Here is a 20,781-nt window from a genome sequence, read left to right on the forward strand (position 1 = left end):
GGAATGACCATTTCTCCAACTCTGCTTTCAGCTCTGTCTCTGGCGTTGGAGGAAGTCGCCAATCAGGTGATTTCCCTCGACGCAGCCAGCACCCACAGATTGGAAAAGCTCAGTGGCAGGTGGGTTTCCGTTGAGGTACTGCCCTTTCAGCTGCAACTCTATTTCGGACTTGGCTATCCGGTAAGAGTCGCAGTCGCGCGGGACGATGACAATGATTTATCGATTGCAGGATCCCCCGGCGCATTCCTCCGTTATCTGCAAGGAGACCATCAGGCCGAGGGACTAGATCTGAGCGGGGACGTCAGCCTCGCCCAGCAACTGGCGGCCACACTGGCCAACCTGGAGGTTGACTGGGATGCGAAGCTGGCAGATGTGATGGGAGATGTGCCCGCCCATCTGATTGGCAAGGGCGCCAGAGGTATCGGAAGCTGGTTGAGCCATGTAAGGCGCAGTTTTTTGGCTGACGCTGAGGAATACATCCACCACGAAACCCAATCACTCCCGAACAAGGACGAGGCGGAATACTGGTCAGAGCAGGTTGAACAGGCCCGCATGACCCTGGACCGCCTGGAGGCCCGCATCCGCCGACTGGAAAGCAACACACAACAACGCAATATAGAAGATCAGCAGTGAGAAGACTGTATCGTTTTATCAGCATTATCTGGGTCATCTGCCGTTATCGACTGGATGAGTTTGCTCCCTTAACCGCTTTGCCCCTGCCACTCAGGCTCTTATTCCTATTCGCCCCCTGGCACTTCTTCCCACGTCCCAAAATGAGTCGCGGAGAGCGTTTGCGAAAGGCTTTGGAGCAATTGGGACCGATTTTCGTTAAGTTCGGGCAAATCTTGTCGACCCGTAGGGACCTGCTGCCGGAAGACCTGGCCAACGAGCTTAAGAACCTTCAGGATCGTGTCCCTCCATTTCCGGGCGAACAGGCCATTGCCATCATCCAGAAATCCCTGAAAGCGCCTGTTGATCAGGTATTTGACAACTTTGAAGCACAACCGATGGCCTCAGCGTCCATCGCCCAGGTCCATACGGCAAGGCTCAAAACCGGTCAGGATGTAGTCGTTAAGGTTATCCGCCCTGATATTGAGAAAGTTATTCGCATCGATATTGCCTTAATGCTGATGTTTGCCAATCTGGTGGAAACCTACTGGGAAGACGGCAAACGGCTTCACCCGGTTGAAGTGGTGGAAGACTATGAACACACCATCATCGACGAACTGGATTTACAACGGGAGGCAGCCAACACCTCGCAGCTAAAACGCAATTTTGCCAATTCAAACCTGATCTATATTCCGGAAGTGTATTGGGACTATACCTCCCAACGTGTGTTGGTGATGGAACGCATCTATGGAATCCCCATTGCAGAAGTGGAGTCTCTTAAAAAGGCTGGAGTGAATCTCAAACTCCTGGCTGAAAGAGGCGTAGAGATATTCTTTACCCAGGTTTTCAGGGACAGTTTTTTCCACGCGGACATGCACCCCGGCAATATTTTTGTGGATATCAGCAACCCCGCTGACCCACGGTATATCGCCATCGACTGCGGCATCGTGGGCACCCTGACACAGGAAGACCAGAGCTATCTGGCACGAAACCTTTTGGCTTTTTTCAAACGGGACTACCGCCAGGTGGCGGCTTTGCATGTCTCATCCGGCTGGGTCCCGGAACATACCAAGGTCAATGAATTCGAAGCAGCGATACGCACCGTCTGCGAACCCATATTCGAAAAGCCGCTGAAAGATATTTCCTTTGGCCAGTTTCTTCTCCGCTTGTTCCAGACAGCAAGGCGCTTCGATATGGAAGTCCAGCCACAGTTGGTATTGCTTCAGAAGACACTGCTGAATATTGAAGGCTTGGGACGACAACTGTATCCGGACCTTGATCTCTGGAGTACCGCCCATCCCTATCTGGAAAACTGGATGCGGCAACGGGTGGCTCCCCCCGGCCTGTTCAAAGCCATCAAGCAACAGTTACCGAACTGGCTGGAACAAACCCCCGAGCTGCCGCAGGTCCTCTATGAAGCGGTTGATCAACTTCGCCACCTTGACCGCTATAACCGGGCCAACCAGAACAGCCTGGATGCCTTAAACCGGGCATTGGCCAAGGATAAACAGCAGAGAAAAGATTTCTGGCTCGGAAGTGTTACACTGGGAGTGGCTGGATATCTGGCTTTCAGCCAACCTTCAGTTGTGCTGCAGGATATCCACTGGAGTGTTTGGGCACTCAGCACCGTAGGCATTTATCTGGTAGCCCGTCCTAAATAATCTGACGGCCTAACCTGGTCTGAGCTGCCTATTAATGAAGTGTGTATTTTTGATAGAGAGCAAGAAAGAATGAAAAACGCGCCCCTGTGGGACGAAATCAAATGGAATGAAGACGGACTGATTCCCGCTATAGCCCAGGATGCTGAGACCGGCACCGTACTGATGATGGCCTGGATGAATGCGGACTCCCTGCAGGAAACCATTGAGCGCAGGGAAGCTGTTTACTGGTCCCGCTCCAGGCAAAAGCTCTGGCACAAAGGGGAAGCATCGGGCCATGTACAGAAAATTCACGACATATTGCTAGACTGCGATGGCGACACTCTGCTTCTGAAGGTCAATCAGATAGGAGGCATAGCCTGCCACACCGGACGCAACAATTGTTTTTTCCGCTCCCTGGAAGGTGACGACTGGAAAGTCAACGCGGATGTCCTCAAATCACCCAAAGACATCTACGGAAAATAGGCAATAGCGCACATGGTATGTATTATGCGTTGTCTGCCATCTGTAGAAGCTGGCGCCGGAGAAGAATCCCCGTTAACATGACTTCAGATTGTCATAATGATGAAATACATTGATACCCCCGCGGTACGACGACACTGATTATGAGTAGTATATTGACTGAACTGGGGCATGTTCTGGAAGCTCGCAAGAATGCCTCACCAGATTCCAGCTACGTCGCCAGCCTTTATGCCAAAGGAATCAACAAGATTCTGGAAAAGGTCGGCGAGGAATGCACCGAAACCATCCTGGCAGCAAAGGATGCTGAGCGTACAGGTGAAACCAGGGACCTGGTCTACGAGACCGCTGATCTGTGGTTTCATTCCCTGGTCATGTTGAGTCATCTGGATATTGAACCTCAGGCGGTACTGGACGAACTGGCTCGCCGGTTTGATCTGTCAGGCCTTGAGGAAAAAGCCTCGCGAACCAAGAAATGATCGCGAGAAGCCTGAATACTGAAAGAATTGAGAAGTTTTTAGTTAATATTGAGGAGCAACACCATGGGCATTTCCATGTGGCAATTACTCATCGTTCTTGTGATTGTGGTTCTGCTGTTCGGGACCAAGAAGCTGAAGAACATCGGCGGAGACCTGGGCAGCGCCATCAAAGGCTTTAAAAATGCCATGAATGATGAAAGCAAGGACAACAAGGATCATCAGGAAGACCCCAAGCTTGAGCAGAAAAAAGCTGATGAGAAAGTGATCGAGGGTACCGCACAGCGCGAAAGTACCACTGAGACCAAGCAAAGCTGATTTCAGCTTTGCACTGATTTCCAACAATCATTTTCCATTACAGACAGAGCAGCTATATGTTCGACATTGGCTTTGCCGAATTGCTGGTAGTTGGCGTTATCGCATTGCTGGTATTGGGGCCTGAGCGCCTTCCCCACGCCGCCCGGACCACAGGTCGCTGGGTCGGCAAGATGCGCCGCATGGTCAGCCAGATGACCCAGGAAATTGACCGCCAGCTCAAAGCAGATGAGTTACGCGAAAAACTACGCAAGGAGGGGGACACTCTCGGCCTGGAAAAAATCCAGAAAACCGTCGATGACGCCCTCTCTAAAGCCAAGAAGTTCGAACATATGGTTGAAAAGCCAGAGACTTCTGCTGACAAGAAACCCGACCAGCCATCCAGCTCTTCAAATTTATGAGTGCCCCTGAATCCCCTATGCCAGAGTCTGAAGAAAATCTGACCGAGCAGCCATTGATTGAGCATCTGGTAGAGCTGCGAAACCGTCTGCTGAAAATCGTCGCCGCGGTATTGATTGTATTTGCCCCGCTGTTTGCCTTTGCCAACGATCTTTACGGGATACTTTCGAAACCTTTGCGCGCAGCACTGCCCGAAGGCGCTACCATGATTGCCACGCAGGTCGCCTCACCGTTTCTGGCACCGTTTAAGCTGACGCTGGTATTGGCGATATTTCTCGCTGTCCCATACATTCTTTACCAAATCTGGAGCTTTATCGCGCCGGCACTTTACCGGCACGAGAAACGGCTTGCCATCCCGATGCTGGTGAGCAGCGTTATGCTGTTTTACCTGGGAGTGGCATTCGCCTATTTTGTCGTCTTTCCCTTGGCTTTTGCCTTTTTTGCCGGCGCCAGCCCGGAAGGCGTCTCCATGATGACCGACATCAACAGCTATCTGGATTTTGTACTTAAGCTTTTCTTTGCCTTTGGTATCGCTTTTGAGATTCCCATTGCCACCATGTTGATGGTAAAAGCGGGCATCACCACAGCAGACAGCCTCAGGGAAAAACGCCCCTATGTCATTGTCGCATGCTTTGTATTCGGTATGCTGCTGACCCCGCCTGACGTGATTTCGCAAACACTGTTGGCGGTCCCCATGTGGCTGTTGTTTGAAGCAGGCGTTTTCTGCTGCCGCTGGTTGACGGTAAGCCCACAGCCTCAGGATTCCGCTGAGTCGTGAACTTTCTGCTATTCGCTGCGGAAGAACTTTCTGCAGACGGGATACTGCATTTACCTTCCGATGATCGCAGGTCCCGTCACATTACGTCCGTGCTTAAACTGCAGCCGAAAGACTCCCTCAAGGTTGGTCAGCTTGGGGGCAAAATGGGATCGGCGGAAGTGCTGAAGCACACCTCTGCGGGCTACGACCTTGCCGTCACATTAACAGCCCCCCCTCCTCCTGAGTTGGATTTAACCCTGATTCTTGCTCTTCCAAGACCGAAGATGATGAGGCGGGTGATCGAAAATATTGCAGCCTTAGGAGTCAAGCACCTGATTCTCCTGAATGCCTACAAAGTCGAAAAAAGCTATTGGCAAACGCCATGGCTTGAGGCTGAAACTCTGCGTCATCACTGCCTTCTTGGCTTGGAGCAGTCAGGCGACACCATAGTTCCCCGCATAGAACAGAAAAAACGCTTCAAGCCGTTCGTGGAAGACGAACTACCCGGCATTATCCAGGGCCACAGCGCCTGGGTAGCTCATCCCGGAAGCGAAAAAGGAATCCCGGAAACACCGGCATCAATGGTACTCGCCATTGGCCCGGAAGGTGGGTTTACCCCTTATGAAGTTGGTAAATTACAGGAAGCAGGCTGCCAGAGCTTCAGCCTGGGCTCTCGAATACTACGGGTAGAAACGGTTGTACCAGCACTTCTGGGTCGACTCTATCTGTAGCCAACAACAGCAGAGAGTTTGCCCCGCTAAAGCCCCATCGCCTGACGAATAATGGCTTTTTTTACCGGCAACAAAGCGTTCACCCGATTCATCCCTTCATTCCTCAACCAGCTGACCACCGGATTGGTAGAGGTAAAGCCCCGCTTAAAACTTTCCATAGCGGCCATCATTGCCAGATTTTCCGGCTGGCGCCGTCGCTGATACCGCTTTAATACTTCGGTCTCTCCCGGCTTCAAGCGTCGGGATTTGGCCCGCTCCAACTCTTCCAGCAACACTCTGACATCCTGAAAGCCGAGGTTGACCCCCTGCCCGGCAAGAGGGTGAATCGTATGTGCAGCATCTCCGACTAACAGGCTATTGGAAGCGATATAGTGTTTTGCATGCCGTTGAATCAATGGAAATTTTGCTCTTGGACCGATATTCACAACTTTCCCGAGAACCCACTCAGAGGCCTGGGCCAATTGTTCTTTGAATGAATCATCATCCAAATCATAAAGCTCGCGACACCTTTCCTGATCAACCGACCAGACAATAGAGCAATATTTATCTGAACCTTCTCTGTCGTGTAACGGCAACAGGGCTAACGGGCCAGATTGCAGGAACCGCTGCCGGGCCACGCTCTCGTGTGACTGCTCAGTTTGAATAGTGGCAACAATGGCCTCCTGACCATAATCCCATTCACGGGTAGGAAGCGACAGCAGCTGCCGCGTTCTGGAAAGTGCACCATCGGCTCCTATTAGCAGAGAAGCGGTAATGTGATGCCCTTCGGCCACAATACTAACACTGCCATTCACCTGTAGACTTTCCAGAGAAGCTGGTATGACTTCAATATTATCGGTGTGGACCAGCTCGGAGTACAAGCTGCTCAACACCCGACTATTTTCCACAATACACCCGAGGTCATCCTCAAACACTTCCGATGCAGAAAAATGAATACGCCCAGAACCTTCAGCGTCCCAGACATCCATCTGCACGTAGTGTTGAATGAAAGGAACCACCGGTTCCCAGCATCCCAGTGAATCCAATAATCGCTGAGACGCCCGGGTCAGCGCGCTGACCCGCAAATCAAAGGATTTAACATCGCTGCCAAGAGGGCCACTTTTCTTGGCCTGACATCCGGTCGGGTCCAGAACGGCAACACGATAACCCAGACGAGCAGCCCCTATGGCAGTCGCAGCTCCGACCAATCCACCACCGACCACAACAATATCAAAGACTCTTGTTTCACTTAATACGTCAGCTGCGCTCATCGCCATTCTCTCGCCACACCGGAAACTCCCATGGCCACTTCAGTAAACTGTTCTTTTGCCAACCCCAGCAAGTTAAGACTCACCAACCCTAAACTCCTTGCCTGTCGTATCCAGGAGGCCTTCGATCCGAACAGTTTCAGCAATCCATCACTCCCCATAATGGTTCTCGCCTGATCAGCCCTCTGCATTTCGAAATAGTGATTCAGCACTTCCAGTGAACCAACCTGTTCAACTGTTGTAGTCTGCCGGATGCATTCAGCCAGCGTCATGGCATCCCTTAGCGCCAGATTGTATCCCTGGCCCGCTACCGGATGCAGGGTGTGAGCAGAGTTCCCTAACAACACCAACCCTTGCCGAAATTGCTCAGAAGCCGTTTTCAGCTGCAAAGGATAAGTATGGCGCTCCCCTACCCTGATAAAACGACCGGCCCGATGACCGAACACCTTCTGCAAGCGCGCCAGAAAATCCGCATCGCTGATTTCCAGCAGACCGGGAGCCTGACGTGAGGGCACGGTCCAGACCAAAGCTGAACGAAATTCCCTTTTACCCGCCAGACCCATCGTCGAATCAGAAACATCATTTTCGCCGCCAGGTGGAGATATGTAGTCCGCCAAGGGAAGTAGAGCCATTGCCCCCTCACCGGTGAAGCGCTCATAGGCGATTTCTTCATGTGACCGTGAAAGTCCAATATTGGCAATGACCGCATGCTGATGATAATCGGAAACCTTATAGGATATTCCCAGTTGCTCAGCCAGATTTGAGCGTCCTCCATCAGTGACGACAACCAAGCGTGCCGACAGCTGTCTTGAGGGAATATCACTGGAATCACCGAGAGTCAGCAGATACCCCCCGGACTGCGCCACCATGGAGCTGACCTTTAATGAGGCAACTAACTCAACCTGCCGCTGCTGATGAAAAGCCCGATACAGGTTTCTGCCCAACACTTCATTGGGAACCACATAGCCATAGCAATCCATTCCCTGCTCGGAAGCGACCAACCGGGTCGCTCCCCACTGACCTTTATCAGAAACATGAATCCGACGGATAGCCGCTGCACTGGACACTACTCCATCCCAGATTCCCAGTCGGCGGTATATTCGCTCGGTACTGTAGGAAAGAGCTGTAGATCTTGCATCAAAACTTGGGTTCGCGGATTGGTCCGCCGACATCATCGGATAGGGTTCAATGACCGCGACTTTGAGGCGCTGGGAAGTCTTTGACTGGGATTGTCCTAAGGCCAGTGCCAGGCTCAGCCCAACCAGCCCTCCTCCGACAATCACAATATCATAGGGTTCGGTGATCATTTGCCGCGCATCAAAGCTTCAATATCATCAATGTCTTTGGGGACATCACGGGTAAATATTTCCGGAGCCTGCTTGGTAACCAGCACATCGTCTTCAATGCGAATACCAATCCCTCGCCAGCGTTCATCAATATCCTCAAGCTCAGGGGCGATGTATATGCCCGGCTCAACGGTCATCACCATACCCGGCTCCAGCACTCGCCATTCGCCTCCGATCTTATAGTCACCGACATCATGGACATCCATTCCAAGCCAATGGCCGGTCCTGTGCATATAGAACTTCTTGTAGGCTTCCGTTTCTATCAGTTCTTTGAGTTCTCCCTGCAGCAGGCCGATTTCAAGCAATCCTTCCGTAATCACCCGTACCGCGGCTTCATGGGGATTATTCCAGTGGTGCCCCGCTTTGACTTCTTCAATCGCTGCATACTGTGACGCCAGCACGATCTCGTAGATGGTTTTCTGCTCAGCGGTGAACTTGCCGGATACAGGGAAGGTTCGGGTGATGTCTGCGGCATAACAGTCAAGCTCACAGCCGGCATCGATCAATACCAGATCTCCAGACTTTAATTTTGCGCTATTGGTAATGTAATGAAGCACACAGGCATTGGCTCCACCACCAACAATCGATGGGTAAGCATTAAAGCGGGCACCTTCCTGCATGAAAACATGCTGAATAGCCCCCTCAAGCTGGTATTCATAGAGACCGGGCTTACAAATTTTCATTGCCTCACAATGGGCCTTGGCACTGATTTTACCGGCCTGACGCATCACCTTGATTTCAGCGGGGGATTTAAACAACCGCATATCATGGAGGGTATGTTCCAGAGCAACAAACTCATCAGGTGGATGCGCACCGCTACGAACTTTGCTGCGTAGAATATTGATCCATTCCATAACATGGCGATCAAACTTTTCATCCAGCCCCATGCTGTAATATACACGGTTACGTCCTTCCATCAGTCCGGGCAAAATGTCGTCGATGTCGTTGATCGGAAATGCATCATCAAACAGCAATTCGCTGATAGCATCTTCCTGCCCGACCAGTGTTCCGTTCCAGCGTTCAAAATCCGGGTCTTTTTCCTTGCAGAAAAGAATAGACTCGCCATGCTCCCGTTCCGGGATCAATACGATGACCGCATCAGGCTCAGGTAAGCCGCTCAGATAGTAAAAATCACTGTTCTGGCGAAAGGGGTATTCTACATCGCGATTGCGGGGACGCACCGGTGCGGCAGGCAATATCGCAATACTATTCGGAGCCATGGCATCCAATAAATGCCGGCGGCGTTTCTGATATTCTCTTACTGAAATCTGCACTCTGGTTTCACTCCATCAATAACCTGACGACTGGACTGTAACTCCCTCTAACAGCCTTAAATTACCGGGCCACATCTTTATCTTTTCTCAAGACGCGCCACATTTGAAGACATACCATCTCTTTCAGGACATAGCAGGCGTTACCCAAGACGGCCCAAACATGAATGGCCATTGCTCAACATCAACGGCTAATGCCTAAAATAGATTGCTAATGCAAAGTAGATCCATGACCAGCAGCACCGGGTCCTGAGGATACGACTCCAAGCTCATGGTATAAATTCAGGGCTGCCACCTTAACGAACTCAGATAATTCAAGAAGCTGCCTTTCATCCTCATCTGTCCCCGAAACTTCTGAATCAACCTCTCCGATCGCCAGCAAATCCTGCACAACTTCTTTTACTTCAGGAGACTTTTCCATCAGTTCCGGGCCTTTTACAGAGATCAGGCCTTCTATAAACCCGCGACACCAATCCGCCAACGCGGACACACGAAGTGAACATTCTGTGCTGTCTGCTGGTAACCAGGGCTCAAAGCTAAAATTATCCTGCTGCAGATTGGCCTCAGCAAAACCCGCCACGGCCTGGAATGCCGCCAGGATATTATTGTCGACCTCTCCAGCCAAACCGGCCATCCGCATGGTGTAATCCCACCACTGGTTATTCTTCGGGGTATCCCCGGTAGCAAATCTACCGCACCACAACCCATGCACAGAAGCTGGCGAGACCTCCGCATTAATTTTTTCCAATAGTTGCTGTAAGGCATGATAGGGTTGTGACATGAAAACTTTTCCTCAAACAATAAACCACCTAATGCTACCACGAGCGCCCGTGATGCTTCCACGAATGGACCAGCCGCCAGTGACACTTAGCAGAGAATGGGTCTGCAACATTGACCACCCTCCAACCCTCTCTTATAGTTAATTCAAGTAGTTAGAATTCTTAATGGAACCCCTGATGGAAGTGTCCCAACTGCAACAGCTAAGCGACAAGATTGATCGCCTTATCAATAAGTGCAAACAATTGGAAGCTGATAACCATGCCCTGAGAGAATTGCAGGAAGAATGGCAGCAGGAGCGCATGCAATTATTACAGAAAAATGACCTGGCCCGTTCCAAAATAGAAGCCATGATCAGCCGACTGAAAGCACTGGAGCAACGTTAATGAGCACCACTCCCAACACCGTCAGCGTCAATATTCTGGAAAAAGAGTATCTGGTGGCATGCCCCCCGGAAGCTCGTGCCCAACTCGAACAGGCCGCAAGAGTATTGGACAACAAGATGAAAGAGATCCGCTCATCCGGCAAGGTCTATGGGACAGAAAGAATTGCCGTCATGGCAGCACTGAACCTGACCCACGACCTGTTGCAGGAGGGTGAGAAATCGACAAAATTCGACACCACTCTTGAATCTTTGCAGAGCAAGATTGATACAGCACTGAAAAGCCTGTCCTGATCGACGCGATCTCAATCTGCTGACAAAAAAATAAAACTAATTTTAATAACCCCATCTTAATTTGCTGAAGGATTCGTTATACTAGCGCCCGACTCCCTAGAGTGTTGGCCAGTTGGATGCGTCCTCGAGCCGATGAATTTTATTTATGGCGGCCGCCTGCGGGTGATGTGTGCAAGTCCCACATTGATGGGAAAGCCTAATTCATCACAGAGGCCTCCTCCTTGAACCAAAGGGTTCAAGGGCCGTTTCTGACAGCGGCACTTCCGGGGAGTTTTTTCGCGTTCAGGGATTTTTCACAGACGCTCATGAACAAAACCACCATTCGTCGCCAGATGCGACAAAAGCGACGCTCACTGTCCGCAATTCAACAGAAACAGGCATCAATACTTCTCGCCCGTCAGATCGAACGTCACCACTTACGATTTCAAAAGCGCTGGGCGTTGTATTTTGCGAATGACGGCGAAATATCTCCTGCCATTTGGCTAAAAAAAGTATCGGACCGCAATCACGCCGTATATCTACCTGTACTCCATCCTATTCATCATAACCGTCTCTGGTTCTTGAAGCTGGATGCCAACACGCGGCTAAGAAAAAATAAATACGGTATTTTTGAGCCCGACCCGAGAACCACTTCGCGAACGCCTGCCTGGGCACTCAATGTTATCTGTTTTCCATTGGTCGCATTCGATACCACGGGAAATCGGCTGGGGATGGGCGGAGGCTATTATGACCGCACCTTTGCGCCAATCAGGACCCGAATCAAGAAACCAAAGCTGGTCGGACTGGCACACGATTTCCAACAGGTGGAAGAACTTCCAAGTGAGCCATGGGACATTGCACTTCACGGAGTGGCCACGGACAGAGCCTTCTACCGCTTCGCTAGGTAATGCAACATATCGGATGTTAGCGGACAAACCTTACGACGCCCCATAAATGACAAAAGCCCAGTCTGCAGTGCATTCCGGGCTTTTGCTTGCCATTCGGCATTGGCGGATAGACGTCTAATTTGCTTCCTGAGAATCATCGGCAATCGATGAAACCAGAGGAGCATCAACACGCTCCTGGTTGTAGCCAAAGGTGGTAAATCCACTGATCACCAACCCAAGGCAGAACACAACCACAAGCATGACCATGACGTCAGGCTTGCGTTTCATTTTTCCCCCTAACTTTTTAGTTTTCAGCTATTTATGTCGTCGGGACTCCTCCCGACATTTCCTAGCTTCGAGCCTCTAATGCCTTGTGCTCTTGTTGATACCGCAAAATTTATAGTTATCAGACGACTACATAAAAGTCTTAACAATCAAGTATAGAAAAGATTGCTAAACTTGTGTACTTTTTATCGTCAGTTTTTTATTTACTGATCATGCCCCGAGAAATAAACGATAAGCGGGGTTATTTGTCTCTTCCCAATAGCGGAAGCCGACCGTATCCAGCATCTGCTTAAACTCTTTCATATCCTTATCCTCAACTTGCGCCCCCATTAAGACACGGCTATAGGCTGCCCCATGGTTGCGATAGTGGAACATTGAGATATTCCACCGGGCCCCCAGCGACATCAGGAACTTCATCAAAGATCCAGGGCGTTCAGGAAATTCAAACCGAAAGACTTTTTCATTGTTCAGATTAGGTGAGTGACCGCCCACCATATGGCGAATATGCATTTTCGCCATTTCATTATCCGTCAAATCCAACACCGGCAGATCGTGTTTTTCCAGTGCCTCCACGAGCTCAAGACGCTCGTGCTCACCCTCACGAATCTGAACGCCCACAAATATCTGGGCTTCATCAGGATTAGAATAACGATAATTAAATTCCGTAATATTGCGCTTGCTCAAAGCCTGGATAAATCGCTTAAAACTACCGGGGCGCTCAGGAATTTTCACTGCCAGGATCGCTTCACGCTCTTCGCCGACCTCCGTCCTTTCAGTGATATAACCCAGGCGATCAAAATTCATATTGGCGCCACTGATAATCGCCACCAGATTTTCATCCTGGATATGCTCACGGGTAACATATTTCTTGAGTCCGGCAACGGAGAGCGCGCCAGCCGGTTCAGCAATGGACCGGGTGTCCTCAAAAACATCCTTGATGGCGGCACAGATCTCGTCCGTGGTGACGGTAATCACTTCATCAACATGGTCTTTGCAGATATCCCAAGGCAGCTTACCAATCTGGCGAACTGCCACCCCATCGGCGAATATTCCCACTTCCTTCAACTTTGCGCGCCGCCCGGCTTTCAGAGCTGTCTGCAGGCAGTTCGAATCTTCAGGCTCTACACCAATCACCTTGACGTCAGGGCGTAGATATTTGACGTAGGCAGCAACGCCGGCAATCAAACCACCGCCTCCAACAGGAACAAATACTGCGTGGATAGGCGAGGTATGCTGCCACATGATCTCCATACCCACAGTTCCCTGGCCAGCGATTACATCTTCATCGTCGTATGGCGGGATGTAGACGAATCCCTTTTCTTCCACCAGTTTGGCAGCATAAGCTGCAGCTTCATCAAAGGCATCGCCTTTGAGAACCACTTTGGCCCCTTTTGCCTTGACCGAGTTCACCTTGATTTCCGGCGTGGTCTGCGGCATTACGATCGTCGCTCGAATTCCCAGCCTCTGCGCAGCCAGCGCCAGACCCTGCGCATGATTTCCCGCCGAGGCGGCAATGACACCGGTAGCCTTCTGAGCATCTGATAGCTGCGCTAGTTTGTTATATGCCCCACGCAACTTGAACGAAAAGACCGGTTGAAGGTCCTCTCGTTTCAGCATCACATGATTGTGAAATCTATGGCTTAGCAGGTGGGCATCGTCCAATGGCGTTTCAATCGCCACGTCGTAGACTTTAGCGTCCAATATTTTTTTAATGTAACGGTGGGGCATAACGTATTCAGAAACAATTGGGTGAAAGGGGGCCAAATAATATCCAGAATCCGCCCTGATCGTCTACAGTAAGTCACAGATTCTCTGCTATACAGGTGAATATCCGGGAGTATTTAGTCACGGTTAGCGGTGTATGAAGTCTCGTCAGATGTTTATAATGCCTGCATTTAACCACGGGGCGCACCATGAACCAAGACCAACTCAAGCAAGCCGTCGCCATGGCGGCTATCGAATACATAAAACCTCACCTGGACAATGACACTGTACTGGGCATTGGCACAGGCTCTACAGCAAACTACTTTATTGATGCACTGGCAGAGCTGAAAAACCATTTTGACGGCGCAGTAGCGAGCTCTGACGCTTCCGCTGAGCGGCTGAAGAAGCATGGTATTCCCGTCTACGATCTGAATTCCATTGCAGGTTTTGAGTTTTATATCGACGGCGCTGATGAATCCAATCACCAACTGGAACTGATCAAAGGCGGCGGCGCTGCGCTGACCCGTGAAAAAATTGTGGCTGCCAATGCCAAGACCTTTATCTGCATTGCAGACGAATCGAAATGGGTGGATGTTCTGGGCACCTTTCCCCTTCCGGTTGAAGTAATTCCCATGGCTCGAAGCTATGTTGCGCGCGAACTGGTTAAACTTGGAGGCGATCCGGTTTACCGGGAAGGCTGTGTTACAGATAACGGCAACATCATTCTTGATGTTTTCAATCTTCGCATCATGGAGCCCAAAAAGCTTGAGGCTCAAATCAACCAGATTACCGGCGTCGTTACTAACGGAATTTTCGCGCAACGCTCAGCTGATGTATTGCTCCTGGGAACGGCTGAAGGCGTTAAAACCTTCAAAAAGCCAGAATAACCCCTTCCTCTATGCCTTTGCGGCAGAGCCAAGCCTTTGCGGTGGTGCCAATCACCGCCGCAATTCCACGCACTTAATTCAGACCAGCTTCATTTCAGAGCAACCTCGCCGCCACACTTAATTCTGCTGCCCCTTTCCTCTGGCTACAACTTTCGTAAATAGTGTCAACATGCGCACTAACCAAGCGCTTGCTTGGGAGACAAATACCTCTTATGCTGATTGAAAACAATAAGCAGAAGAGCCTCTCATGCCCCCCTTCAATGAAACTCACGAACTTGTACGCTCCACAGTGCGCGAATTCATCAAACGCCATGTCCTGCCACATATCCAAGAGTGGGAGGAAAACAATGAATTCCCCAGAGAGATATATCAACTGGCCGGTCAGGCAGGTATTCTCGGCATAGGCCACCCGGAACAATGGGGCGGCACCGGCGCAGATGACCTGTATATGAAAGTCGCTGCCAGTGAAGAACTGATGCGCTCAACTTCCGGCGGCTTTGTCGCCAGCCTCGGCTCCCTTGATATTGCACTTCCCCCAATCGAACATTGGGGCAGTCAGGAGCTGAAAAACAAGGTCATTACAGAGGTACTGAAAGGCGAGAAAATCGCCGCTCTGGCCATTACAGAACCAGGCGGCGGATCTGATGTCGCCAACCTGAAGACCCGCGCCAGGAAAGACGGTGACCACTATCAGGTTAACGGCAGTAAAACCTTCATCACCAGCGGTATCAGAGCAGACTACTACACCGTCGCCGTTCGCACGGGAGGAGAAGGTTATGGTGGCATCAGCCTGCTCTTGATAGAAAAAGGAACCCCCGGTTTTCACATCGGCCGCAAACTCAACAAAATGGGCTGGTGGGCCAGCGACACTGCTGAATTGTTCTTCGATGACTGCAGTGTTCCCACTTCCAATCTCATTGGACCGGAAAACGCCGGTTTCCCGGCGATCATGAGCAACTTTCTCAAGGAACGTCTCGCCTTGTCCGTGATGGCTTACATGACCGCCCAGATGGCCTACGAAGAATCTCTGGCTTATGTGAAACAGCGTGAAGCCTTCGGCCGGCCAATCGGTAAATTCCAGGTGATTCGGCACAAGCTGGTAGACATGGCCACGCAAATCGATATTGCACGTCAATATACCTACCATTCCACCGACCTCATTCAGGCAGGCAAAAATCCAATCAAAGAAGTCTCCATGGCCAAGAACTTTGCTACTGACGTAGCAGACCAGGTGACCTACGAGGCTGTGCAGATTTTCGGAGGCATGGGATACATGCGGGAATCGGTAGTTGAGAGACTCTATCGGGATGCCAGAATACTTTCTATCGGCGGAGGGACCACCGAGATCATGAAAGAAATCATCGCCAAGCAGATTGGCCTGTAGCACTCACCAGCCCGGCTGATGCCATCTATTTGATATGCTCCCCAAGTTGTTGGCATGCCGCCATGGAGTTGTGGGTTCAAACTGCCTATAATTTGGGGCCACGAATTTGAACTCAATGGAAATCGGACATTATGAACTTCGAACATATTTCAGCCGGTAAAGACCTGCCTGAAGATTTTAACTGTGTTGTCGAAATCCCTGCCCAAAGCAGCCCGATCAAGTATGAAATCGATAAAGACTCAGGTGCAGTTGTTGTAGACCGCTTCATGGCTACCCCAATGTTCTACCCGGCCAACTACGGCTTCATTCCTCACACCCTGTCTGACGACGGCGATCCCCTGGATGTACTGGTCGTCGCTCCGTATCCGATTCAGGCTGGTGCTGTTATCCGCTGCCGCCCCGTTGGTGTTCTGAAGATGACCGACGAAGCTGGCGAAGACTATAAACTACTGGCTGTTCCACACTCTAAACTGACTCCGCTGTACAGCAAAGTCCAAGAACCGAGCGATCTCCCCGAGCTTTTAATCAAACAAATCGAGCACTTTTTCGAAAACTACAAAGATCTCGAACCCGGCAAATGGGTAAAAGTTGAAGGTTGGGCAGGAAGTGATGAAGCTCGCAAAGCGATCATGGATTCTGTAGCCGCATACAACAAAGGCTAAACTGAGTCACTGAAAAGTCGGTGCCTTTAGCATCGCTTTTCCGGGGCGCACTCAAATGGGTCGCCCCTCTTACGATGGTTCGATAAGCAGCTGATAGCCACAAGAACATTGACGGTCTGCTTATGGATCGTGGTTTCATTCTGGCTTTGGCGAAAACATGTCTTTTGAGAACACCGCACCTTCTATATCAAACCGCCTGATATTTCTCCACCTGACGACAACTCACGACAACTCTATCCGAACGATACTCGACGTTGTCACCACCTCAGAAGCATTAGAAAAGCTAGACATCCATATTATTCTCACTCCCGAAACCGCGACGGAATGGGGAAATCACGCGCTACCATCCAACATCAGGACCGAAATCTGCCACTCTCCGGACAAGCAGTCAGTTGCCGACCAGATACTTAAAATTCTGGCTGCCAACCATGCAATGGCGGGTGTCATGGTAAACAACACCCAGGAACAGGAAATTGGAGCAATAGTACGCACAAGCTGCTCCCATCCTGTATTCATTTGGCGAACCTGGCATGAGTTTGAGCCTCTTGAAAACAACCGTTCCAATAAGCGTTTTTACAACAAACAGACTGACATAAACTGCTTCGCCAGCAGAGAGATTTACCAGCAGTTCAGGGCTCCTCGCCAGAAGCCACTGGGGCTAGGCAATCCTTACGTGTTGGAACAGGAATCTTTGGGGCTGGATAGTCTGAAGCTCATGCTTGAACATGGACTTCTAAGCTTATTCTTCCCTACCCGACAGCATCAGGTGTCGGGAAATAAACGAAGTTATTCTCACATTAAGCTGACTTATGTGACGCATTTCTACTGCAATCAGAAAACTACTGATTCCGTGATCCAGCTACTGACAAAATATGCGTCCTACCCAAAAGAATTATTAGATCGAATTCACTTTGTCATCGTGGATGATGGATCGCCCATAGAATATGAAATACCTGATTTGCCACTCAACCTGACATGGCTAAAGGTTAAGAAAGACATTCGCTGGAATCAGGCAGGGGCTCGCAACCTTGGCGTTTTATATGCAAAATCCGATAGTGTCATTGCCACAGATCTGGATCATGAGTTTCCTGAAAGCACTTTAGAGAAACTACTTAAGTTGAAGAGCATTGGTAAGCGGCTTTATAAGTTCTGGCGTAAAAATCCTGAAAATAACACCTGGAAAAAAGGACACCCCAATATTTTCCTGTTTTCAAGAGGTCGCTTCTTTGAGCTGTTTGGATATGATGAGGAATTCGCCGGAAACTATGGAGCGGAGGATTTCCGGTTTGTTAAGTTCCATAAGGATCAGGGAACCATCCACGTTCATCTGCCTAAGAAATATTTCTGCATTGAGCGCCAGGATATTGACCGCAAACGGTCTTACCACAGCTTAAACAGGGACCTGTCGTTCAACACTCCCGTCGATGCACGCAAGAAACTGGAATTCCAATGGTATGGCCATGGCTACGGGCACAGCCGCAGCTCTTTCAACTTTGAGCACGAGGTGTTGCGGGAATATTGGAGAGAGCCCCCACCACCTTCCATTGATAAGTCATGGAAAAGACGGTACCTGTTGAGGACTCTGCTGCCAAAAGGATGGTAAATAACAAAGAGTGATAAATAGTTAGCGGGCTCGCTGCTCTACGACTGCTTCTTGATTTTTTCAACAATGGCAGTTGTGGAGCAATTATCGAGGAAATCCAAAGCCTTCACTTCGCCACCATAGCTCTCAACGATTTCCCAGCCGACCACCTGTTCCTTGGAGTAATCACCCCCTTTCACCAGAATATTCGGCTTGAGCGTCTCCAAGAGTCTTTCCGGTGTATCGTCGTCATACCATGTCACCCAATCCACCGATTCAAGCCCGGCCAATACTGCCATACGGCGATCCAATGAGTTGATTGGGCGTGCATCACCTTTCAGGCGCCGAACAGATTCATCGCTATTGATGGCTACCACCAGCCGATCCCCCAGCTTACGCGCCTGTTCCAGATACCCGACATGACCGGCATGGATAATGTCGAAACAGCCGTTGGTAAAGACAATTTTTTCACCGTGGGCTCTGGCGTCTTCAAGGGCATACTTAAGCTGCTCCTCAGTCATAACGCCATGCCCGGCTCCCTGGAGCTGCTGAGTGGCGCGGCGCAATTCGGGCCCGCTTACAGTGGCGGTTCCCAGCTTGCCAACCACAATACTGGCGGCAATATTTGCCAGTGCCACGGCATCTTCCATGGTACTTCCTGCCCCCAGCGCAGCCGCTAGTGTGGAAATCACCGTATCACCGGCCCCTGTAACATCAAATACTTCCTTGGCATAGGCAGGAAAGTGAAGCTCCGGCTGACCTCGACGTAACAGGGTCATACCATGTTCACTACGGGTGACCAGCAGAGCCTCCAACGAAAGCTCTTCAATTAACTTCTGACCGCGCGCGACCAATTCATTTTCAGATTCGCAGTGTCCGACGACAGCTTCAAACTCGCTAAGATTAGGTGTCAGCAAGGTCGCCCCTCGATATTTACCGAAGTCACTTCCTTTAGGATCCACCAATACAGGAATACTTGCTTTGCGTGACATCGTGATAAAGACCTGCGGGTCGGAAAGCGCTCCCTTTCCATAGTCGGATAAAATCACAGCCCCCGACTTCTCCAATTGATCTGAGACCCTGGCTTCCAACCCCTTTTGATCGCACCCTGCGAAGCTTTCCTCAAAATCCATGCGAATTAATTGCTGGTGCCGACTGATTACCCGTAGCTTGGTGATGGTGGGCAAGGTCTCATGCTGGTAGAAATCAGCGAGTATTCCGGCGGATTCGAGTCGCTGAGCTAACGCATCTGCAGCTTCATCTCTTCCCGTAATACCAGACAACACCGCAGCGCTACCCAAGGCTGCAATATTGAGCGCAACGTTGGCGGCACCACCTGGCCGATCTTCGATTTGTCCCACTTTCACAACCGGCACCGGAGCTTCAGGAGAAATACGGGATGTCGACCCGTACCAATAGCGATCCAGCATGACATCTCCGACAACCAACACCCTGGCATTTTGAAAAGGGGGAACCTGAACTTGCATCAACTCAAATCTCTTTTTTAATCCTGAAATTGCTCCCACGCCGCACCATTTGGCACAGCCAGGAAGGGGCATCGACCGGCAGCCATATTACCATGCACAACCAACTCGGGCACCTGCTTCAATTGGCAATCCTGTTTGACCAAACTGGAGCTACCCGCACAATGTGGGTAGAATATCCGGATTTTGGCGGACCACTACAAAGTGTCGGAAACATCCCAACGTCATTCCGGTCAGCAATCTGGAATTTCATCCAGCAACAGCGCCGGGAAACTACGCTATTCGGATTTCACCCATCCCAAATACTGGCTGACCTGGATTGGCATTGCCTGCCTGTGGGTCGCCGCCAAGCTGCCGCTAATCGCCCAGAGAATCCTTGGCAAAGGCTTGGGTCTGCTAGGTTACTACTGCATTCCCCGACGTCGTCAAGTGGCCGAGGTAAATATCCGCTTATGCTTTCCAGAACTTTCTGCTGAAGAACAGAAGTCACTGGTTAAACAGGCCTTTGTAAGCAATGCTATAGGATTTTTTGAAGCAGCTTCAGCCTGGTTTTCCTCCCCCGAACGTTTCCGGCCAATCACGAATGTTCACGGACTTGAATATTTGCAGGCAGCCCAGGCAAAAGGTAATGGCGTCATACTCTTGGGGGGACACTACAGTACACTGGATCTTGGCGGCGCCCTGTTCAGCCTGTATTCCTCTGCGGCCAGCATGCAGCGTGACCACGACAACCCGCTTTTTAATCTCGTGATGACCCGCCGACGCCTGAGGTTCTGCGACGGGTTGCTGAGCAAGGATGATTTAAGAGGCCTCATCAAACTACTAAGAGATGGGCGAACCATCTGGTACGCCACCGATCAGGACTATGGGAAACGAGGCAGTGTTTTTGCCCCATTTTTCGGCGTTCCCGCAGCCACTATTACAGCAACTGCCAGAATAGCGAATAAGACAGGTGCTGCGGTAGTACCCTTTAGCCACTTCAGAAATGCGAAAGGCGGGTATGAAGTTTATTTTGGAAAGGCCTTGGAAGCGTATCCCAGCGGGGATGATGTCAGTGACGCCACCACAACCAATAAAATCATTGAAGAGGAGATACGACGCTATCCTGATCAGTATCTCTGGATGCACAAGCGCTTCAAATCCCAACCGGAAGGTGAAGATCATCACCTATATGGCGGAAAATAGTCCTTAGACTCATGTGTCTAT

At 50.5% G+C, this 20,781-nt stretch carries 23 protein-coding genes and 1 other RNA gene; 17 read left to right on the forward strand and 7 right to left on the reverse strand.

Annotated elements, in window-relative coordinates; all coding sequences use genetic code 11:
• Window positions 1-3: 3 nt before the first annotated feature.
• The 8 genes from BTA51_RS00355 to BTA51_RS00390 all read left to right on the forward strand — a co-directional run bounded on the left by BTA51_RS00355 (window position 4) and on the right by BTA51_RS00390 (window position 5,404).
• A complete protein-coding gene (locus tag BTA51_RS00355) occupies window positions 4-633 on the forward strand; it encodes an SCP2 domain-containing protein (protein ID WP_094705155.1) in 630 nt (209 codons plus the stop codon).
• A complete protein-coding gene (ubiB, locus tag BTA51_RS00360) occupies window positions 630-2,270 on the forward strand; it encodes a ubiquinone biosynthesis regulatory protein kinase UbiB (protein ID WP_094705157.1) in 1,641 nt (546 codons plus the stop codon). Before BTA51_RS00355 ends, ubiB begins: the two co-directional genes overlap by 4 nt.
• Window positions 2,271-2,339: 69 nt before the next feature.
• The gene (gene hisI / locus BTA51_RS00365; protein ID WP_094705159.1) at window positions 2,340-2,732 is read left to right on the forward strand and encodes a phosphoribosyl-AMP cyclohydrolase; all 393 of its coding nucleotides are present in this window, start codon (window positions 2,340-2,342) and stop codon (window positions 2,730-2,732) included.
• A 140-nt stretch (window positions 2,733-2,872) separates the two neighbouring features.
• Window positions 2,873-3,205, forward strand: a complete 333-nt coding sequence (locus BTA51_RS00370) for a phosphoribosyl-ATP diphosphatase (protein ID WP_094705161.1) — start codon at window positions 2,873-2,875, stop codon at window positions 3,203-3,205.
• 63 nt (window positions 3,206-3,268) lie between these two features.
• A complete protein-coding gene (tatA, locus tag BTA51_RS00375) occupies window positions 3,269-3,520 on the forward strand; it encodes a Sec-independent protein translocase subunit TatA (protein WP_094705163.1) in 252 nt (83 codons plus the stop codon).
• Window positions 3,521-3,576: 56 nt separating this feature from the next.
• The gene (tatB, locus tag BTA51_RS00380; RefSeq protein WP_094705165.1) at window positions 3,577-3,918 is read left to right on the forward strand and encodes a Sec-independent protein translocase protein TatB; all 342 of its coding nucleotides are present in this window, start codon (window positions 3,577-3,579) and stop codon (window positions 3,916-3,918) included.
• 17 nt (window positions 3,919-3,935) lie between these two features.
• Complete coding sequence (gene tatC / locus BTA51_RS00385; protein ID WP_168188011.1) at window positions 3,936-4,694, forward strand: twin-arginine translocase subunit TatC; 759 nt, start codon at window positions 3,936-3,938, stop codon at window positions 4,692-4,694.
• Window positions 4,691-5,404, forward strand: coding sequence for a 16S rRNA (uracil(1498)-N(3))-methyltransferase (locus tag BTA51_RS00390; protein WP_094705169.1), 714 nt, complete (start codon window positions 4,691-4,693; stop codon window positions 5,402-5,404). The genes tatC and BTA51_RS00390 overlap by 4 nt, the downstream gene beginning before the upstream one ends.
• A 26-nt stretch (window positions 5,405-5,430) precedes the next feature.
• Here the strand turns inward: BTA51_RS00390 and BTA51_RS00395 are convergent, their stop codons facing one another.
• The 4 genes from BTA51_RS00395 to BTA51_RS00410 all read right to left on the reverse strand — a co-directional run bounded on the left by BTA51_RS00395 (window position 5,431) and on the right by BTA51_RS00410 (window position 10,049).
• A complete protein-coding gene (locus BTA51_RS00395; protein WP_094706009.1) occupies window positions 5,431-6,654 on the reverse strand; it encodes a UbiH/UbiF/VisC/COQ6 family ubiquinone biosynthesis hydroxylase in 1,224 nt (407 codons plus the stop codon).
• Window positions 6,651-7,958 carry a 2-octaprenyl-6-methoxyphenyl hydroxylase gene (ubiH, locus tag BTA51_RS00400; protein ID WP_094705171.1) on the reverse strand — a complete coding sequence of 436 codons (1,308 nt, stop codon included), beginning with the start codon at window positions 7,956-7,958 and terminating at the stop codon, window positions 6,651-6,653. Before ubiH ends, BTA51_RS00395 begins: the two co-directional genes overlap by 4 nt.
• Window positions 7,955-9,271, reverse strand: a complete 1,317-nt coding sequence (gene pepP, locus BTA51_RS00405) for a Xaa-Pro aminopeptidase (protein WP_094705173.1) — start codon at window positions 9,269-9,271, stop codon at window positions 7,955-7,957. The genes ubiH and pepP overlap by 4 nt, the downstream gene beginning before the upstream one ends.
• A gap of 208 nt (window positions 9,272-9,479) precedes the next feature.
• On the reverse strand, window positions 9,480-10,049 hold the full coding sequence (locus tag BTA51_RS00410) for a UPF0149 family protein (RefSeq protein WP_094705175.1): 570 nt from the start codon (window positions 10,047-10,049) through the stop codon (window positions 9,480-9,482).
• Between the two features lie 175 nt (window positions 10,050-10,224).
• On the opposite strand from BTA51_RS00410, the gene BTA51_RS00415 reads away from it, so the two are divergent.
• The 4 genes from BTA51_RS00415 (at window position 10,225) to BTA51_RS00430 (ending at window position 11,608) form a co-directional block, all read left to right on the forward strand.
• The gene (locus BTA51_RS00415) at window positions 10,225-10,431 is read left to right on the forward strand and encodes a TIGR02449 family protein (RefSeq protein WP_094705177.1); all 207 of its coding nucleotides are present in this window, start codon (window positions 10,225-10,227) and stop codon (window positions 10,429-10,431) included.
• Window positions 10,431-10,721, forward strand: a complete 291-nt coding sequence (locus BTA51_RS00420; RefSeq protein ID WP_094705179.1) for a cell division protein ZapA — start codon at window positions 10,431-10,433, stop codon at window positions 10,719-10,721. The genes BTA51_RS00415 and BTA51_RS00420 overlap by 1 nt, the downstream gene beginning before the upstream one ends.
• A 90-nt stretch (window positions 10,722-10,811) precedes the next feature.
• Window positions 10,812-10,995, forward strand: a non-coding RNA gene (gene ssrS / locus BTA51_RS00425) — 6S RNA.
• A gap of 31 nt (window positions 10,996-11,026) precedes the next feature.
• Window positions 11,027-11,608 carry a 5-formyltetrahydrofolate cyclo-ligase gene (locus BTA51_RS00430; protein ID WP_094705181.1) on the forward strand — a complete coding sequence of 194 codons (582 nt, stop codon included), beginning with the start codon at window positions 11,027-11,029 and terminating at the stop codon, window positions 11,606-11,608.
• 114 nt (window positions 11,609-11,722) lie between these two features.
• Here BTA51_RS00430 and BTA51_RS30075 read toward each other — a convergent pair whose 3' ends face one another.
• Window positions 11,723-11,875 carry a hypothetical protein gene (locus tag BTA51_RS30075; RefSeq protein WP_168188004.1) on the reverse strand — a complete coding sequence of 51 codons (153 nt, stop codon included), beginning with the start codon at window positions 11,873-11,875 and terminating at the stop codon, window positions 11,723-11,725.
• A gap of 207 nt (window positions 11,876-12,082) precedes the next feature.
• Window positions 12,083-13,600: a threonine ammonia-lyase, biosynthetic gene (gene ilvA / locus BTA51_RS00435; RefSeq protein WP_094705183.1), complete on the reverse strand. Its 1,518-nt coding sequence runs from the start codon at window positions 13,598-13,600 to the stop codon at window positions 12,083-12,085.
• Between the two features lie 185 nt (window positions 13,601-13,785).
• Here ilvA and rpiA point away from each other — a divergent pair, with 185 nt between their 5' ends.
• From rpiA to BTA51_RS30435, 4 genes are all read left to right on the forward strand, one after another.
• Entirely contained in the window at window positions 13,786-14,463 is a 678-nt protein-coding gene (gene rpiA / locus BTA51_RS00440; RefSeq protein WP_094705185.1) for a ribose-5-phosphate isomerase RpiA, read from the forward strand.
• A gap of 247 nt (window positions 14,464-14,710) precedes the next feature.
• Complete coding sequence (locus BTA51_RS00445; RefSeq protein ID WP_094705187.1) at window positions 14,711-15,847, forward strand: acyl-CoA dehydrogenase family protein; 1,137 nt, start codon at window positions 14,711-14,713, stop codon at window positions 15,845-15,847.
• Window positions 15,848-15,978: 131 nt separating this feature from the next.
• Window positions 15,979-16,509 (forward strand): inorganic diphosphatase, encoded by a 531-nt coding sequence (gene ppa / locus BTA51_RS00450; protein WP_094705189.1) that lies wholly within the window; start codon window positions 15,979-15,981, stop codon window positions 16,507-16,509.
• A 157-nt stretch (window positions 16,510-16,666) separates the two neighbouring features.
• Complete coding sequence (locus BTA51_RS30435) at window positions 16,667-18,112, forward strand: glycosyltransferase (RefSeq protein ID WP_210404734.1); 1,446 nt, start codon at window positions 16,667-16,669, stop codon at window positions 18,110-18,112.
• 38 nt (window positions 18,113-18,150) lie between these two features.
• Here the strand turns inward: BTA51_RS30435 and hldE are convergent, their stop codons facing one another.
• Window positions 18,151-19,578: a bifunctional D-glycero-beta-D-manno-heptose-7-phosphate kinase/D-glycero-beta-D-manno-heptose 1-phosphate adenylyltransferase HldE gene (gene hldE, locus BTA51_RS00460; RefSeq protein WP_094705191.1), complete on the reverse strand. Its 1,428-nt coding sequence runs from the start codon at window positions 19,576-19,578 to the stop codon at window positions 18,151-18,153.
• A gap of 201 nt (window positions 19,579-19,779) precedes the next feature.
• Between hldE and lpxL the strand changes: the two genes are divergently transcribed.
• Window positions 19,780-20,760 (forward strand): LpxL/LpxP family Kdo(2)-lipid IV(A) lauroyl/palmitoleoyl acyltransferase, encoded by a 981-nt coding sequence (gene lpxL / locus BTA51_RS00465; RefSeq protein WP_246840863.1) that lies wholly within the window; start codon window positions 19,780-19,782, stop codon window positions 20,758-20,760.
• Window positions 20,761-20,781 lie beyond the last annotated feature (21 nt).

The organism is Hahella sp. CCB-MM4 (assembly GCF_002260525.1).
Classification (GTDB): domain Bacteria; phylum Pseudomonadota; class Gammaproteobacteria; order Pseudomonadales; family Oleiphilaceae; genus Hahella.

Bases quoted from the DNA above. Each gene is read 5' to 3' on its own strand.
- BTA51_RS00355 (WP_094705155.1), top strand. From the start codon at position 4: ATGACCATTTCTCCAACTCTGCTTTCAGCTCTGTCTCTGGCGTTGGAG.
- hisI (WP_094705159.1), top strand. From the start codon at position 2,340: ATGAAAAACGCGCCCCTGTGGGACGAAATCAAATGGAATGAAGACGGA.
- BTA51_RS00370 (WP_094705161.1), top strand. From the start codon at position 2,873: ATGAGTAGTATATTGACTGAACTGGGGCATGTTCTGGAAGCTCGCAAG.
- tatA (WP_094705163.1), top strand. From the start codon at position 3,269: ATGGGCATTTCCATGTGGCAATTACTCATCGTTCTTGTGATTGTGGTT.
- tatB (WP_094705165.1), top strand. From the start codon at position 3,577: ATGTTCGACATTGGCTTTGCCGAATTGCTGGTAGTTGGCGTTATCGCA.
- tatC (WP_168188011.1), top strand. From the start codon at position 3,936: ATGCCAGAGTCTGAAGAAAATCTGACCGAGCAGCCATTGATTGAGCAT.
- BTA51_RS00395 (WP_094706009.1), bottom strand. From the start codon at position 6,654: ATGAGCGCAGCTGACGTATTAAGTGAAACAAGAGTCTTTGATATTGTT.
- ubiH (WP_094705171.1), bottom strand. From the start codon at position 7,958: ATGATCACCGAACCCTATGATATTGTGATTGTCGGAGGAGGGCTGGTT.
- BTA51_RS00410 (WP_094705175.1), bottom strand. From the start codon at position 10,049: ATGTCACAACCCTATCATGCCTTACAGCAACTATTGGAAAAAATTAAT.
- BTA51_RS00415 (WP_094705177.1), top strand. From the start codon at position 10,225: ATGGAAGTGTCCCAACTGCAACAGCTAAGCGACAAGATTGATCGCCTT.
- BTA51_RS00420 (WP_094705179.1), top strand. From the start codon at position 10,431: ATGAGCACCACTCCCAACACCGTCAGCGTCAATATTCTGGAAAAAGAG.
- BTA51_RS00430 (WP_094705181.1), top strand. From the start codon at position 11,027: ATGAACAAAACCACCATTCGTCGCCAGATGCGACAAAAGCGACGCTCA.
- BTA51_RS30075 (WP_168188004.1), bottom strand. From the start codon at position 11,875: ATGAAACGCAAGCCTGACGTCATGGTCATGCTTGTGGTTGTGTTCTGC.
- ilvA (WP_094705183.1), bottom strand. From the start codon at position 13,600: ATGCCCCACCGTTACATTAAAAAAATATTGGACGCTAAAGTCTACGAC.
- rpiA (WP_094705185.1), top strand. From the start codon at position 13,786: ATGAACCAAGACCAACTCAAGCAAGCCGTCGCCATGGCGGCTATCGAA.
- BTA51_RS00445 (WP_094705187.1), top strand. From the start codon at position 14,711: ATGCCCCCCTTCAATGAAACTCACGAACTTGTACGCTCCACAGTGCGC.
- ppa (WP_094705189.1), top strand. From the start codon at position 15,979: ATGAACTTCGAACATATTTCAGCCGGTAAAGACCTGCCTGAAGATTTT.
- BTA51_RS30435 (WP_210404734.1), top strand. From the start codon at position 16,667: ATGTCTTTTGAGAACACCGCACCTTCTATATCAAACCGCCTGATATTT.
- hldE (WP_094705191.1), bottom strand. From the start codon at position 19,578: ATGCAAGTTCAGGTTCCCCCTTTTCAAAATGCCAGGGTGTTGGTTGTC.